13 protein-coding genes are annotated in these 15,352 nt (G+C 41.0%); 11 read left to right on the plus strand and 2 right to left on the minus strand.

What is annotated here, in order from left to right:
• Positions 1-5: 5 nt before the first annotated feature.
• The 11 genes from Q0486_RS12920 (at position 6) to Q0486_RS12970 (ending at position 13,354) form a co-directional block, all read left to right on the plus strand.
• Positions 6-1,604 carry an FGGY-family carbohydrate kinase gene (locus Q0486_RS12920; protein ID WP_299234054.1) on the plus strand — a complete coding sequence of 533 codons (1,599 nt, stop codon included), beginning with the start codon at positions 6-8 and terminating at the stop codon, positions 1,602-1,604.
• 179 nt (positions 1,605-1,783) lie between these two features.
• Positions 1,784-3,799 (plus strand): transketolase, encoded by a 2,016-nt coding sequence (locus Q0486_RS12925; protein ID WP_299234057.1) that lies wholly within the window; start codon positions 1,784-1,786, stop codon positions 3,797-3,799.
• Entirely contained in the window at positions 3,799-4,233 is a 435-nt protein-coding gene (gene rpiB / locus Q0486_RS12930; protein ID WP_299234060.1) for a ribose 5-phosphate isomerase B, read from the plus strand. Before Q0486_RS12925 ends, rpiB begins: the two co-directional genes overlap by 1 nt.
• Positions 4,234-4,574: 341 nt before the next feature.
• Positions 4,575-6,137 (plus strand): replicative DNA helicase, encoded by a 1,563-nt coding sequence (gene dnaB / locus Q0486_RS12935; RefSeq protein ID WP_299234063.1) that lies wholly within the window; start codon positions 4,575-4,577, stop codon positions 6,135-6,137.
• Between the two features lie 91 nt (positions 6,138-6,228).
• On the plus strand, positions 6,229-8,691 hold the full coding sequence (pheT, locus tag Q0486_RS12940; protein ID WP_299234066.1) for a phenylalanine--tRNA ligase subunit beta: 2,463 nt from the start codon (positions 6,229-6,231) through the stop codon (positions 8,689-8,691).
• A 17-nt stretch (positions 8,692-8,708) separates the two neighbouring features.
• Complete coding sequence (locus tag Q0486_RS12945) at positions 8,709-8,933, plus strand: hypothetical protein (RefSeq protein ID WP_299234069.1); 225 nt, start codon at positions 8,709-8,711, stop codon at positions 8,931-8,933.
• A 12-nt stretch (positions 8,934-8,945) separates the two neighbouring features.
• On the plus strand, positions 8,946-9,677 hold the full coding sequence (locus tag Q0486_RS12950; RefSeq protein ID WP_299234072.1) for a YebC/PmpR family DNA-binding transcriptional regulator: 732 nt from the start codon (positions 8,946-8,948) through the stop codon (positions 9,675-9,677).
• A 92-nt stretch (positions 9,678-9,769) separates the two neighbouring features.
• On the plus strand, positions 9,770-10,009 hold the full coding sequence (locus Q0486_RS12955) for a TIGR03905 family TSCPD domain-containing protein (RefSeq protein WP_204392230.1): 240 nt from the start codon (positions 9,770-9,772) through the stop codon (positions 10,007-10,009).
• A 204-nt stretch (positions 10,010-10,213) separates the two neighbouring features.
• A complete protein-coding gene (locus Q0486_RS12960) occupies positions 10,214-11,119 on the plus strand; it encodes a cytochrome c biogenesis protein ResB (protein ID WP_299234076.1) in 906 nt (301 codons plus the stop codon).
• A gap of 26 nt (positions 11,120-11,145) precedes the next feature.
• Entirely contained in the window at positions 11,146-11,934 is a 789-nt protein-coding gene (ccsA, locus tag Q0486_RS12965; protein ID WP_299234079.1) for a cytochrome c biogenesis protein CcsA, read from the plus strand.
• 46 nt (positions 11,935-11,980) lie between these two features.
• The gene (locus Q0486_RS12970; RefSeq protein ID WP_299234082.1) at positions 11,981-13,354 is read left to right on the plus strand and encodes a cytochrome-c peroxidase; all 1,374 of its coding nucleotides are present in this window, start codon (positions 11,981-11,983) and stop codon (positions 13,352-13,354) included.
• Between the two features lie 115 nt (positions 13,355-13,469).
• Here Q0486_RS12970 and Q0486_RS12975 read toward each other — a convergent pair whose 3' ends face one another.
• Together Q0486_RS12975 and bla are read right to left on the minus strand one after the other, a co-directional pair.
• Positions 13,470-14,423: a lipocalin family protein gene (locus Q0486_RS12975; protein WP_299234085.1), complete on the minus strand. Its 954-nt coding sequence runs from the start codon at positions 14,421-14,423 to the stop codon at positions 13,470-13,472.
• A 10-nt stretch (positions 14,424-14,433) separates the two neighbouring features.
• Positions 14,434-15,327 carry a class A beta-lactamase, subclass A2 gene (bla, locus tag Q0486_RS12980; RefSeq protein ID WP_299234088.1) on the minus strand — a complete coding sequence of 298 codons (894 nt, stop codon included), beginning with the start codon at positions 15,325-15,327 and terminating at the stop codon, positions 14,434-14,436.
• Positions 15,328-15,352 lie beyond the last annotated feature (25 nt).

A 15,352-nucleotide genomic window follows, 5' to 3' on the forward strand; every position in this document is an offset into this window, starting at 1 on the left:
AATCTATGAGTCTTAATGCTAAATCAACAATAGAAAGCGGGAAAGCCATTTTGGGTATCGAATTCGGTTCTACAAGAATCAAGGCTGTATTGATAGACGAAGAAAACAAGCCTATCGCACAAGGAAGCCACACATGGGAAAACCAACTTGAAAACGGTTTGTGGACATATAGTATTGATGCTATATGGAACGGAGTACAGGACTGTTATGCAAACCTCCGCGCAAACGTAAACAAGGAATACGGAATTGAAATTGAAACTCTGGCTGCAATTGGTGTGAGCGCAATGATGCACGGCTATATGGCTTTCAACGACAAAGAAGAAATCCTCGTACCTTTCCGCACATGGAGAAACACCAACACAGGTAAGGCTGCCGCAGAATTGTCTGAACTGTTCGTATATAACATTCCTTTGAGATGGAGTATATCACATCTCTATCAGGCTATCCTCAATAAGGAAGAACACGTAAAAGACATAACATTCCTAACAACATTGGCAGGATATGTACACTGGCAGATAACAGGGGAAAAAGTTCTTGGAATAGGTGATGCATCCGGTATGCTGCCTATCAATCCCGAAACAAAGAACTATTCTGCCGAAATGGTAAAGAAATTCAACAATCTCGTAGCTCCATACGGATTTAACTGGACTCTTGAAGATATTCTTCCTAAAGTCCTTCTGGCTGGCGAAAATGCAGGTTGCCTTACAGAAAAAGGTGCAAAAATGCTCGACGTGTCAGGACATCTGAAAGCAGGTATCCCTGTTTGTCCTCCTGAAGGCGATGCCGGAACTGGTATGGTAGCTACAAATGCTGTTAAACAGCGCACAGGCAACGTATCTGCAGGTACTTCTTCTTTCTCAATGATTGTATTGGAAAAAGACTTGTCTAAACCATACGAAATGATTGATATGGTCACTACTCCTGACGGAAGCCTTGTGGCAATGGTTCACTGCAACAACTGTACTTCCGACCTAAACGCATGGGTAAACATCTTCAAGGAATATCAGGAGCTGATGGGCATTCCTGTAGATATGGACGAGATATTCGGAAAACTTTACAACAACGCCCTGAAAGGTGATGCAGACTGCGGCGGACTTATCTCATACAACTACTTCTCAGGCGAACCTGTAACAGGACTTGAAGAAGGCCGCCCGCTATTCGTTCGTAATGCAAGTGATAAATTCAACCTTGCCAACTTCATGCGCGCACATCTGTATGCTTCTGTAGGAGTGCTGAAAATAGGTAACGACATCCTGTTCAATGAAGAGAAAATCAAGGTTGACAGAATCACAGGACATGGTGGTCTGTTCAGAACTAAAGGTGTAGGACAAAGAGTTCTTGCCGCAGCCATCAACTCTCCTATATCGGTAATGGAAACAGCAGGCGAAGGCGGTGCATGGGGAATAGCACTACTTGGTTCTTATTTAGTAAACAATGACAAAAAACAATCACTTGCCGACTTCCTGGATGAAAAGGTATTTGCCGGAAATACAGGTACAGAAGTATCTCCTACTGCAGAAGATGTAGCAGGATTCAACAAATACATAGAAAACTACAAAGCTTGCATACCTGTTGAAGAAGCTGCTGTGAAATACAAAAAGTAACAATAAATATTGACAATAAGTAAGTATAAAACGACCTGAATAACTGATTATTCAATCTTAGTATTGATAAAAAAGCTGTTATTCAGGTTGTGTTTTACATATAAATGTTATATTTTTGCTCCCAAATTCATATAACACAGAAAGCTGATAAAAAATATTCAATAAAATAACAAACTAATATGAACAGCAAACAAGTAATGAACCATGCTGCAGACAATATCCGTATTCTGGCAGCTTCAATGGTAGAAAAAGCTAAGTCAGGACACCCTGGTGGTGCTATGGGTGGTGCAGACTTTATCAATGTTCTTTATTCGGAATATCTGCAGTACGACCCTAAAAATCCTAAATGGGAAGGAAGAGACCGTTTCTTCCTTGATCCGGGACACATGTCTCCTATGCTGTATTCACAATTGGCTTTAGCCGGAAAATTCACTATCGATGAGTTGAAAGAGTTCCGTCAATGGGGTTCACCTACTCCGGGACATCCTGAAGTTGATGTAGAACGCGGTATTGAAAATACATCCGGACCACTTGGACAGGGACATACATTTGCTGTGGGTGCCGCTATTGCAGCCAAATTCCTTGCTGCACGTACAGGTAACCCTACTTTCGCTAAAGAAACTATCTACGCATATATTTCTGATGGTGGTATTCAGGAAGAAATATCACAAGGTAGCGGACGTATAGCAGGTCATTTGGGACTTGATAATCTTATCATGTTCTACGACTCAAACGATATCCAGCTTTCTACTGAGACAAAAGAAGTAATGACAGAAGACACTGCCATGAAATACCGTGCATGGGGTTGGTACGTTATTGAAATAAACGGTAACGACTGCGACGAAATACGCAAAGCCATAGAAGCAGCTAAAGCAGAAACAAAACGTCCAACTCTTATTATTGGTAAATGTATCATGGGTAAGGGTGCGCGTAAGGACGACAATTCTTCATACGAAAACAGTTGCAAGACTCACGGTGCTCCTCTTGGTGGTGATGCTTACAAAAATACAATTATTAATCTGGGAGCTGACCCTGAGAATCCATTCGTTATCTTCGATGATGTAAAAGAAATATATGCCAAACGTGCTCAGGAACTTGAAACAATCGTTGCTGCAAGATACGAAGAAGAAAAGGCATGGGCTGCTGCAAATCCGGAAAAGGCTACCCAACTCAAAGAATGGTTCAGCGGAAATGCACCAAAAGTAGACTGGTCAAAAATACAGCTCAAGGCCAACGATGCTACACGTAACGCATCAGCTGCGGCTCTTAGTATCCTTGCAGAACAGGTACCTAACATGATCTGTTCTTCTGCAGACCTTTCAAACTCCGACAAAACTGACGGTTTCTTGAAGAAAACTCATGCATTCCAGTCAGGTGACTTCAGTGGAGCATTCTTACAGGCTGGTGTTGCCGAACTTACTATGGCGTGCTGCTGTCTTGGTATGGCTCTTCACGGTGGTGTTATCGCTGCATGCGGTACATTCTTTGTATTCTCAGACTATATGAAACCTGCAGTACGTATGGCTGCTTTGATGCAATTGCCTGTCAAGTTCATATGGACTCATGATGCGTTCCGTGTAGGTGAAGACGGTCCTACTCACGAACCTGTAGAGCAGGAAGCTCAGATTCGTCTAATGGAAAAACTGAAAAACCACCACGGAAAGAACTCTATGCTTGTTCTTCGTCCTGCAGATGTTAAAGAAACAGCAGAGGCTTGGAAACTGGCGATGGAAAACATTGACACTCCAACAGCTTTAATTCTTTCTCGCCAGAATGTTAACGACCTTCCTGAAAATACTAAATATGCCGAAGCTGCTAAAGGTGGATATATTGTTACTGACTCAGAAGGTACTCCAGATGTAATAATGGTTGCTTCAGGTTCTGAAGTTTCAACATTGGTTGCCGGTGCCGAACTGTTGAAAAAAGATGGTATCAAGACACGTATCGTATCTGTTCCATCTGAAGGTCTGTTCCGCAGCCAAAGTAAGGAATATCAGGAAAGCGTAATCCCTACAGGAGCTAAAGTATTCGGACTTACAGCAGGTCTTCCTGTAAACCTTGAAGGACTTGTTGGTCCTAACGGAAAAGTTTGGGGTCTTGAATCATTCGGTTTCTCTGCACCTTACAAGGTATTGGACGAAAAACTGGGATTCACAGCAGAAAATGTTTATAACCAAGTAAAAGCAATGTTATAATGAAAACAATAGGACTCGCATCCGACCATGCAGGATTTGAATTGAAGGAATATGTTAAGCAGTGGTTGGAAGCAAAAGGATTGGAATACAAAGATTTTGGAACTTACTCCACTGCTAGTTGTGATTATCCTGACTTCGCACATCCATTAGCAGAAGCTGTAGAGGCTGGCGAATGTTATCCTGGAATAGCCATTTGTGGTAGCGGTGAAGGTATAAGCATGACATTGAACAAACATCAGGGAATACGTGCAGCACTTTGTTGGATTCCTGAAATAGCAAAACTGTCACGCCAGCATAATAATGCAAATGTTCTTGTTATGCCGGGAAGATTCATTGATACTGAAATGGCAGACAAGATTATGACAGAATTCTTCAATACTGAATTTGAAGGCGGACGTCATCAGGGTAGAATAGATAAAATCCCCGTAAAATAATCATTGTCTTTATAAGAATATTTAAGTAGGAAGATAGTCAATATGGCTTTCTTCCTATTTTTTTATACATTAGAATTAATAAAAATCACATTTCGTTTTGGAGAGATCAAAAAAATTATACCTAGATTTTCTGGTGCCGACCATAGTGAGCAGCATTGTCGACCATAGTGAGCAGCACTGTCGACCATAGTGAGCAGCACTGCTGACTATAGTGGGCAGCTCTGCCGACAATAGTCAGCACCAAAATACGAAATAGCATTTTTTTTGCTATTAGTTATTCACGTTTATCCTAAATTATAAATAGGAAAATCTTATCTTTGCAAAAAATTATACCATAGATAATGGCTACTACACAGAAAAGACCCACACGAACAACAAAGGTAAGCAAAGAAAAGCTTACGGATGAATACGGACACCTTCAGCCCCAGGCTCCTGAGTTGGAGAAGGCTGTACTAGGTGCACTGATGATAGAAAAAGATGCATACTCGCTTGTAAGTGAGATTCTTAAGCCGGAATCTTTCTATGAGCACAGGCATCAGCTGATATATGCCGCCATAACGGATCTTGCAATACAGCAGAAGCCTATAGACTTGCTTACAGTGACAGAACACCTGCGCTTCAAAGGACATCTTGAAGAAGTGGGCGGTCCTTTCTACATCACTCAATTGAGCGGTATGATGGCATCGTCTGCACATATCGTATACCACGCACGCATAATAGCACAGAAATACCTTGCCAGAGAACTTATAACTTTCACCAGTAACATACAGAAAAAGGCTTTCGATGAGACTGAAGACGTAGACGACATTATGCAGGAAGCCGAGGGACGTCTGTTCGAAATCTCGCAGCAGAACATGAAGAAGGACTATACGCAGATCAATCCTGTGATACAGGAAGCGTATGAGATGCTTCGTACAGCAGCTGCACGTACCGACGGTTTGAGTGGTCTTGCAAGCGGTTTCCACAAGCTAGACAAAATGACTTCCGGATGGCAGAACTCCGACCTTATAATCATTGCAGCACGTCCTGCCATGGGTAAGACCGCGTTCGTGCTTTCTATGGCCAAGAACATAGCCGTGAACAATAAGGTGCCGGTAGCATTATTTTCGCTTGAAATGAGTAACGTCCAGTTGGTCAACCGTTTGATTGTAAACGTGTGTGAGATACCGGGCGAGAAAATCAAGAGCGGACAGCTCGCTCCATACGAATGGGGACAATTGGACTATAAGATAAAGGAACTGTATGATGCTCCTCTATATGTCGATGATACCCCTTCATTGTCTGTATTCGAACTAAGAACAAAAGCGCGCCGACTTGTAAGAGAGCATGATGTGAAAATAATCATCATCGACTACTTGCAGCTGATGAATGCCAGCGGTATGTCGTTCGGCAGCCGTCAGGAAGAAGTCAGCACCATATCACGTTCGCTCAAAGGGCTTGCCAAGGAATTGAACATTCCTATCATAGCTCTGAGTCAGTTGAACCGTGGTGTAGAAAACCGTGAGGGTGTAGATGGTAAGCGTCCGCAGCTGAGCGACCTTCGTGAATCAGGTGCCATCGAGCAGGATGCCGATATGGTTTGCTTCATCCATCGTCCTGAATACTACAAGATATATACAGACGAAAAGGGTAACGACCTTCATGGTATGGCCGAGATCATTATTGCTAAGCACCGTAACGGTGCAGTAGGAGACGTACTACTACGATTCCGAGGAGAATTTGCCAGATTCCAGAATCCTGAAGACGAAATGATTGTACCGTTACCTACCGAAGAGAATGCAACACCGGTTATCCGTTCGAAGATGAACAAGGGAAACGGTTCCATACCTCCCCCACCTGCGGATATGGCTCCTGTACAGGATGGAAATCCGTTTGGCGGACCGTTACCAGATGTACCATTCTGATTTCAGAAAAAAACTTTTACGCAGTCTTGTAAACCAAATATTTATATTAACTTTGCACATCATTCATAAAAATACATAAAACTATCTATATATGAATATTTCTTATAACTGGCTGAAAGAATATGTCAATTTCGATTTGACTCCAGATGAAGTAGCAGCCGCACTTACCTCAATCGGTCTCGAAACCGGAGGCGTAGAGGAAGTTCAGACTATAAAAGGAGGTCTTGAAGGACTTGTTGTAGGTGAAGTCCTGACTTGTGAGCCTCATCCAAACTCAGACCACATGCACGTTACTACCGTAAACTTGGGACAGGGAGAGCCTGTACAGATTGTTTGTGGCGCAGCCAACGTTGCAGCAGGTCAGAAAGTAATCGTAGCAACTCTTGGAACAAAACTTTACGATGGCGACGAATGTTTCACTATCAAAAAATCAAAACTCCGCGGCGTAGAATCAAACGGCATGATTTGTGCAGAAGATGAAATCGGTGTGGGAACAAGCCACGATGGTATCATCGTTCTTCCTGCAGACACTGTTCCGGGAACTCCTGCAAAAGAATACTACAACATTCAGAGCGAATACGTACTTGAAGTGGACATTACTCCTAACCGTTCGGATGCATGCTCACACTATGGTGTAGCTCGTGACCTTTACGCTTGGTTAATCCAAAATGGTTATAAAGCTGAATTGAAACGTCCTTCTGTAGACGCATTCAAGGTAGACAGCAACAATCTGAATATCGACATCGAAGTGGAAAACACTGAAGCATGTCCAAGATATGCCGGAGTTGCTATCAAGAACGTAACCGTAAAGGAAAGTCCTGAATGGCTTCAGAACAAACTTCGCCTTATAGGTGTTCGCCCTATCAACAATATCGTCGATATTACAAACTATATACTTCATGCTTACGGACAGCCAATGCACTGTTTCGATGCAAACAAGATTAAAGGTGGCAAAATCGTAGTAAGAACTTGTGCCGAAGGTACAAAATTCGTAACACTTGACGAAGTGGAACGCACTTTGTCTGAACGCGACCTCATGATTTGCAACGCTGAAGAACCAATGTGTATTGCCGGAGTATTCGGTGGTCTTGATTCAGGTACTACTGAAACTACTACAGATGTATTCCTTGAAAGTGCATACTTCAACCCAACTTGGGTTCGTAAGACTGCACGCCGTCACGGACTGAGCACAGACTCTTCATTCCGTTTCGAACGTGGTATCGACCCTAACATCACTATCTATGCACTGAAAGAAGCTGCAATGTTGGTGAAAGAACTTGCCGGCGGTGAAATAGCTTCTGAAATCAAAGACAACTACCCTGCTCCTATCGCTGATTTCGCTATCGAACTTTCATACGATTATGTAAATACCCTTATCGGAAAGGTTATACCAGCCGAAACAATCAAGAGCATAGTAAGCAGTCTTGAAATGAAGATTGTAAACGAAACAGCTGAAGGTCTTTCTCTTCTTGTTCCTCCTTATCGTGTTGACGTACAGCGTCCATGCGACGTAGTGGAAGATATCCTCCGTATCTATGGATACAACAATGTAGAGATACCTACTAGTCTGAAATCAAGCATCAACGTTAAGGGTGCTGAAGACAAGTCTGTAAAACTTCAGAACATCGTTTCAGAACAGCTTGTAGGATGCGGATTCAATGAAATAATGAACAACTCGCTTACTGCAGCTGCTTATTACGAAGGACTTGAAACTTACAAGCCTGAAAACTTGGTTCGCCTGATGAATCCGTTGAGCAACGACTTGAACGTAATGCGTGCAACTCTGCTGTTCGGTGGTCTTGAAAGCATCCAGCACAATGCAAACCGTAAGAATGCAGATTTGAAATTCTTCGAATTCGGTAAGTGCTACCACTTCAACGAAGAAAAAAAGAACCCTGAAAAGATTCTTGCCGCATATTCTGAAGAACTTCACCTCGGTATGTGGGTTACAGGTAAGCGCGTAAGCAACTCATGGGCACACGCAGACGAAAACTCATCTGTTTACGAACTCAAGGCATACGTTCTCAATATCTTCCGTCGTCTTGGTGTAAACTTCGGTGGCCTTGTATTCGGAAATCTTACAGACGATATCTACTCTGTAGCAATATCAGTACACACTCGTGGAGGAAAACTGTTGGCTACATTCGGAGTAGTAAGTAAGAAGATTCAGAAAGCATTCGATATAGACAATGAAGTTTATTTTGCAGACATCTGCTGGAACGAAGTGATGAAGTCAATCAAGGGTAACAGAGTAACATATAAGGAAATCTCTAAGTTCCCTGCAGTAAAACGTGACCTTGCATTGCTCATCGACAAGAAAGTACAGTTCGCTGAAATCGAAAAGATAGCTTACGAAACAGACAAGAAACTCTTGAAATCTGTTGAACTGTTCGACGTTTACGAAGGCAAGAACCTCGAGGCAGGCAAAAAGAGCTACGCAGTAAGCTTCATGCTTCAAGACGAGAATGCCACTCTTAACGACAAGCAGATTGACAAGTTCATGCAGAAACTTATCACTAACCTGCAGAACAAGCTTGACGCTAAACTGAGATAACATAAAACTATAATGTCATGGGAAATATTAACAAGAAAAATGCAGTACTGACAGTTGCATTATACATTCAACTATTGTTCATCGGTGTATCTTTGAATACATTGTTTCAGGAAGGAAATCCGTCATGGAAAATAATTTGTGCATCAATAGGTGGAGGTATTTTCCTGATATTGTTTATCATCACGGCATACAGATTATTTAGAATAATCAAAAATAACAAGAAACAAATAACAACAATATAAAATTATAAACCAATGGGAAGAGCGTTTGAATATAGAAAAGCTGCCAAATTGAAAAGATGGGGTCACATGGCAAAGACCTTTACACGTCTGGGTAAACAAATTGCAATTGCAGTAAAAGCAGGTGGTCCGGAACCGGAAAACAACCCTACACTTCGTTCTATCATCGCTGTCTGCAAGCGTGAAAACATGCCGAAGGACAACATCGAACGTGCTATCAAGAATGCACAGGGAAAAGACCAGAGCGACTACAAGAGCATGACATACGAAGGATACGGACCTTTTGGAGTTGCAGTATTCGTTGATACTCTTACAGACAACACTACACGTACTGTAGCTGACGTTCGTTCAGTATTCAATAAGTTCTCAGGTAACCTTGGAACAACAGGTTCGCTTGCATTCTTGTTCGACCACAAGTGCGTTTTCACATTCAAGAAGAAAGACGGTCTTGATATGGAAGAACTTATCCTTGACCTTATCGACTACAACGTAGAAGATGAATACGACGAAGATCCGGAAGAAGGAACAATCACTATCTACGGTGATCCTAAGAGCTACTCTCTTATCCAGAAACATTTGGAAGAATGTGGTTTCGAAGATGTCGGTGGTGAGTTCACATACGTACCTAACGATTTGAAAGATGTTACTCCTGAACAGCGCGAAACTATCGACAAGATGGTAGAACGTCTTGAAGAATTCGACGATGTGCAGAATGTTTACACTAACATGAAGCCTGAAGAAGAGTAATCATTCTTAATTATACAGACAGAAACAGATTTCGCATAAAGTTTTCTTCGTGTGAAATCTGTTTTTTTATAATACAATAAAAAGAAAAAACAATGAAAATAAACTACAGAACACAGGGAACATGCAGTTCATTTATCGAGGTTGAAGTAGAGAACAACAAGATTAAGGAAGTAAGCTTCACGGGCGGATGCAACGGAAACCTTAAAGGCATCTGCTCGCTCGTAAAAGGAATGGAAGTAAATGAAGTTATCTCTCGCCTTGAAGGTATCCGTTGTGGAAACAAGAATACTTCATGTCCAGACCAACTTTGCAAGGCCTTGAAAAGTATGTAATACAACTCAAACTATATCTAAATAAAGCAATGACTCTTATACACAAGATAGGTATCATTGCTTTTCTGCTTTTATATGACAAGTTCTATTACCTTTTTGTAACAAATACAATTTTCATATAATAATATATTGAGAATAGATAGTTTTTACTATTTTTGCACTCAAATATACAAAAACAGTTTTTTAGACTTAAACGACACAAAAATGGCGAAAAATATCTACCTGATATTATTATATCCTATAGTGGCAGCTGCCATTATACAATATTTTGCAGGAAATTTCCCGTTCCATTTCTTTGAGTTCCCACTGAATATTATTCTTGGGGCAATATGGATTTACTCCATATACATATTTTTACGTAAAAAAAATTGTAACAACAATATATCAAAAGTTCTTGTTTCTCCTAAAACTACAGTATTCAGCCTGTTTCTTTTCATTTGTGGGACATTAGTTATTGGACTTTTTCCACAGTTGTCAGTCTTAGATGCCGAAAATAAAGAAGGTATATTAGGACGCCTCGGATTCTACAATTTCATGTCCTCATGGATTTTTGTATCGGTACTGTTTATCTTACTCTCACATCTTGCTGCCATAACCATAAAAGGATTTAGGACCAGAAAAAATAAAAGATGGAGATTTCTGCTCAACCATGCCGGAGTATGGCTTGCACTCTTTGGCGGTTTCATGGGTAGCAGCGACATTATCACAGCAAGAATTCCCGTATTTTTCGATAAAGAGAACAATGAAGCTCTGACCATGGAAGGCAAGCATTTCTACCTTGACTACGACATGCAGCTGACAGGTTTCAATGCTGATTACTATCAGAACGGAATGCCCAAAAGCTATGTAGCGGAGGTGAAAGTTTCTGACAGACATTCCGGGAATTCATCACAAATAAGCCTTGAAGTAAACCACCCTCACGAATACAAATTCGGTGAAGACATTTATCTGGTGAGTTATGATACGCAAAGTGATAAGCCACAATACTGTGTCCTGCAGATAGTATATCAACCATGGAAATATATCCAACTCATAGGTATAATAATGACAATAGCCGGAGCTACAGGAATGTTTATCGGAGGACCACAAAAACAGATTTCAAAGCAGTAACAATAACCCTTATAACTATAAAAAAAATGACAATCAACTGGGATGTTTTCTATATATTCACTATCGTTTCTGTAATTCTGTGGATTATAAGCTCTGTTACCTCTGCCATGAAAAACGGTATCTCAAAAACAGCCGTTGCAGCAAGTCTTTCAGGCAGCACCGTTTTCCTGGCATTTATCATAGGACTATGGATTTATCTGCAAAGACCTCCGCTCAGAACAATGGGAGAAACCCGATTATGGTATTCGCTTTTCATGGGAATATCCGGAATTATCACATACTTGAGGTGGAAATACAGGTGGATACTCTCATTCTCTACACTGGTATCTACAGTATTCTGCATTATCAACATACTCAAACCGGAGATACACGACCAATCGCTGATGCCGGCTCTGCAAAGTGTGTGGTTCATACCTCATGTAACAGTTTACATGTTCTCATACTCAGTGCTTGGATGCGCATTTATCATAGGATGTATAGGAATGAAAAAGCATAAAGAGATATACACTACTACTGCAGACGAGCTGGTATATACAGGAACAGCCTTCCTCACCATAGGTATGCTGACCGGAGCAATATGGGCAAAGGATGCATGGGGCAATTACTGGAGCTGGGACCCGAAGGAAACATGGGCAGCCATAACATGGACAATTTACCTGCTATACATACACATACGACTGCAAAGAACGTATAAGAGTAAAAAACTACTGTACGGACTGCTCATTGCAGGATTCGTATCACTGCAGATGTGCTGGTATGGAGTAAACTATCTTCCGGCGGCACAGAAGAGTGTACATTTATATAATAGACAATAATCCCAAAAGGAAACTACTAATACTAACATTTAAAAAAAGTGAGATTATGAAGAAAAAGATTATCTTGGCAGCATTACTGATTGCAGCGGGAGCTGTGGTAGTTTACCGCCTTGTGAATCAGGCTCCATCAGAATCGCTTGCAGCAAACGAAAGAATGCTTGCAATACTTACTGACGGAGGATGTATGGAGTGCCACTCGGCAAATCCTAAACTTCCTTTCTATGCCAACTTCCCTGTAGCAGGAAAAGTGGTGAAAGAGGACATCGAGAAAGGATACAGAGAGTTTGACGTAGAGCCTATGATGACAGCTCTCAAGAATGGTGAGAAAGTGGGCGAAGTCGATTTGGCTAAAGTAGAAAAGGTAATAAAGGACGGTACAATGCCATTGGCTAAATATTACCTTGTACACTGGGGTTCGTCTATGACTGGCAAGAAAACAGAGATTGCTCTTGACTGGGTAAAGAATTACAGAGCTCAGGCATATCCAAATACTCTGGCTGCTGCTGAGTTTGCAAACGAGCCAATACGTCCTATACACGATTCTATTCCTGTAGATATCCGTAAGGTTATCCTTGGAGATATGCTTTTCCACGACACACGTCTTTCTATAGACAATACCGTATCATGTGCAACTTGTCATGCTCTGAACACTGCTGGTGTGGACAACAAGCGTTTCTCTGAAGGTGTTGACGGACAGGTTGGAGGTGTAAACGCACCTACTGTGTTCAACGCACACTACAACTTCGTTCAGTTCTGGGACGGACGTGCCGCTACACTGGCAGCACAGGCAGGTGGTCCTCCACTCAACCCTATAGAAATGGGACACAAATCATTCGATGATATCTGTAAGGTCCTTTCAGAAGACAAAGCCTTTGAAAAAGCATTTATGGAAGTATATCCGGAAGGATTCACTCAGGAAACAATCACTGATGCTATTCAGGAATTCGAACGCACATTGATTACTCCAAATTCTAAGTTCGACAAATATCTGAAAGGCGACAAGAATATCCTTACAGCAGAAGAGATAAACGGCTACGAACTGTTCAAGGAGTACAACTGTGCTACTTGTCACGTAGGTGAAAACTTGGGAGGACAGTCATATGAGCTTATGGGAGTAAGAGCTGACTACTTCGGCGACAGAGGTACTGAAATCACATTCGAAGACCATGGCCGCAACAAGGAAACCAAGACTGAACGCGACATGCACAGATTCAAGGTTCCTGGTCTGAGAAACATCGAGCTGACAGGTCCTTACTACCACGACGGTACAAAGAAGACACTTGAAGAAGCTGTAAACGATATGGCTAAATATGAAGTAGGTATCACACTTACAGAAACTGAAACTGCCAACATCGTGAAGTTCCTGAAAACTCTTACAGGTGAATACAAGGGTAAGACTCTTACTAATGACAATATGTAATTGACTACATTACCACAATTATAACAAAAAAGAATATCCCGATTCGGAAAGTTAAAAAACAATTCCGAACCGGGATTTTTCATATATCAACTGACATTACTAAATTAAAGCCCTATCATTTTTCAGTAAATTCGATAGATTCACTTCCTGCCAAAGTAAGTGTCATATTCTTGCCTTTTCCACGAATATCGGCAAAAGCATTCTTATATCCGTAACCAGAAGCAGTACGATACTGATAAAGCAAATAATCAACACCATTATAATTCATCTGAGCCACTCCTGCATTATTGAAAAATGTAACGAACAGATTCTCACCACCTTTTCCGGTAAATTCTGTATTAATAGTATTCTCTGTTCCTGACGTTACATAAAGCAACTTGCCTCTTCTGGTAACAAGCCATTCATCGTTATACTTCTCTACCATATAAGTATCATCATCCTCTACGTTCCATATTGCTGTACCATTAGGTCTGACACGCTTGTCCAATACCACAGCCCCTCCAGGCAAAAACAGCTCTACCTTTGATGAATCGGCAGAAAACACTGAATATGCAGCCATAGTGGCATTCGGATCTGTAGCCGACAGCAAACGACCACCTTCCTCAAAAATCCTGATTTTCTTATCGAGTACTTTTGAATAAGTATATCCCATGGCAGCGTCACTGCCTCCTATAAGCTGCCCTTCCGGGTTTCCAGATTTAACATACTGAATACGATACATATCTCCTTTTCCCAAGGTCAAAGTATCATTATTCAGTGATATAACATTAAGTGTATCTGAGAATTGTATTGTCTGGCCGTTACCAATACTTTCGCCTGACAACACGATATTGCACTCCTTTCCTTTCTTCAACAACTCCCAAGCTTTATATTTCAGAGTAGCCATACCCACAGACGAAGCCTTTCCGTCCTTTTCAAACACAACCCCCTGAAGAATATGCTTGTTTACAGGCATTATCTCGTGCCATTCGCCAATGAATGATGTTTCATTAAACATATTTCCCCCTTCAGCACACGACATCATAATCATTAATGATGCCGGTAAAAATAAAAGATTGTTTTTTTTCATAATACAGTTTTTATTGATTACTAATATTCTTATATACTATAGATGATATTTCTGCTATTATTTTTTCCGTAGTCTCATAGTTCTCGGCAGAATCTTTCACAAATACGGCTATCAGATAACGGTCACCGTTCGGCAAATCAATAAAACCGATATCATTTATGCCAATATACCGCCCATCGGAGTTCTTGTCGCCTGTTCCAGTTTTATGACCTATCACAGCTGCAGTATTCTTCAGCGGATATGGCAATCTGCCGGTACCCGTAGTACATTCCGTCATTGTTCTTTTAATAAAATCATAATATTCACCAGAAACTGCATCTCCTTCTAGAAATAAATTTATCAGGCGTACGGCAGCCATAGGTGTAGTCCAGTTGCTGTAACAGTTGTAAAGATTCTCATGCATGTCGTTCTCATCCATTTCTATTGAAAAATCATCAATACCCAATGAGCGAATATACCTGTCTGTATCTTTTGTACTAAGAATACGATTGAACAGAATATCACATGCATTATTGTCGCTAAGTTGGAGAGTATATTCCATAAGTTCCGATAAGCTTATGCGGATATTCCCTTCCGGAAATCTGTCACGTAATGGACTATAAGTATTCTTCCTTAACTCTTCCTTTGATATATTAATTACAGAGTCCAATGATATTCCTTTAGTCTGCATATGATGACATACAGCTAATGCCTGATGAAACTTGAAGACACTCATCATAGGATATTTATCGCCATTATTTACAGTCAGTGTATCCGTATTATTTACCATTACCGCTACACCTACTTTTGCATCGTATTTAGATATACTGTGTATGATTTCATTTCTTAGTGAAGAAAAAGGATCAGCTTTTACAATAATCGAGATAAAAGACAATAATAAAAAAGCAACTGATTTTGTTTTCATCTATGTTTTTACATTAAAAGGATAC

The sequence above is a fragment of the uncultured Bacteroides sp. genome, assembly GCF_937912035.1.
Taxonomy (GTDB): Bacteria; Bacteroidota; Bacteroidia; order Bacteroidales; family Bacteroidaceae; genus Phocaeicola.

Bases quoted from the DNA above. Each gene is read 5' to 3' on its own strand.
- bla (WP_299234088.1), bottom strand. From the start codon at position 15,327: ATGAAAACAAAATCAGTTGCTTTTTTATTATTGTCTTTTATCTCGATT.
- dnaB (WP_299234063.1), top strand. From the start codon at position 4,575: ATGGCTACTACACAGAAAAGACCCACACGAACAACAAAGGTAAGCAAA.
- Q0486_RS12960 (WP_299234076.1), top strand. From the start codon at position 10,214: ATGGCGAAAAATATCTACCTGATATTATTATATCCTATAGTGGCAGCT.
- Q0486_RS12975 (WP_299234085.1), bottom strand. From the start codon at position 14,423: ATGAAAAAAAACAATCTTTTATTTTTACCGGCATCATTAATGATTATG.
- Q0486_RS12950 (WP_299234072.1), top strand. From the start codon at position 8,946: ATGGGAAGAGCGTTTGAATATAGAAAAGCTGCCAAATTGAAAAGATGG.
- rpiB (WP_299234060.1), top strand. From the start codon at position 3,799: ATGAAAACAATAGGACTCGCATCCGACCATGCAGGATTTGAATTGAAG.
- Q0486_RS12945 (WP_299234069.1), top strand. From the start codon at position 8,709: ATGGGAAATATTAACAAGAAAAATGCAGTACTGACAGTTGCATTATAC.
- Q0486_RS12955 (WP_204392230.1), top strand. From the start codon at position 9,770: ATGAAAATAAACTACAGAACACAGGGAACATGCAGTTCATTTATCGAG.
- ccsA (WP_299234079.1), top strand. From the start codon at position 11,146: ATGACAATCAACTGGGATGTTTTCTATATATTCACTATCGTTTCTGTA.
- Q0486_RS12920 (WP_299234054.1), top strand. From the start codon at position 6: ATGAGTCTTAATGCTAAATCAACAATAGAAAGCGGGAAAGCCATTTTG.
- Q0486_RS12925 (WP_299234057.1), top strand. From the start codon at position 1,784: ATGAACAGCAAACAAGTAATGAACCATGCTGCAGACAATATCCGTATT.
- Q0486_RS12970 (WP_299234082.1), top strand. From the start codon at position 11,981: ATGAAGAAAAAGATTATCTTGGCAGCATTACTGATTGCAGCGGGAGCT.
- pheT (WP_299234066.1), top strand. From the start codon at position 6,229: ATGAATATTTCTTATAACTGGCTGAAAGAATATGTCAATTTCGATTTG.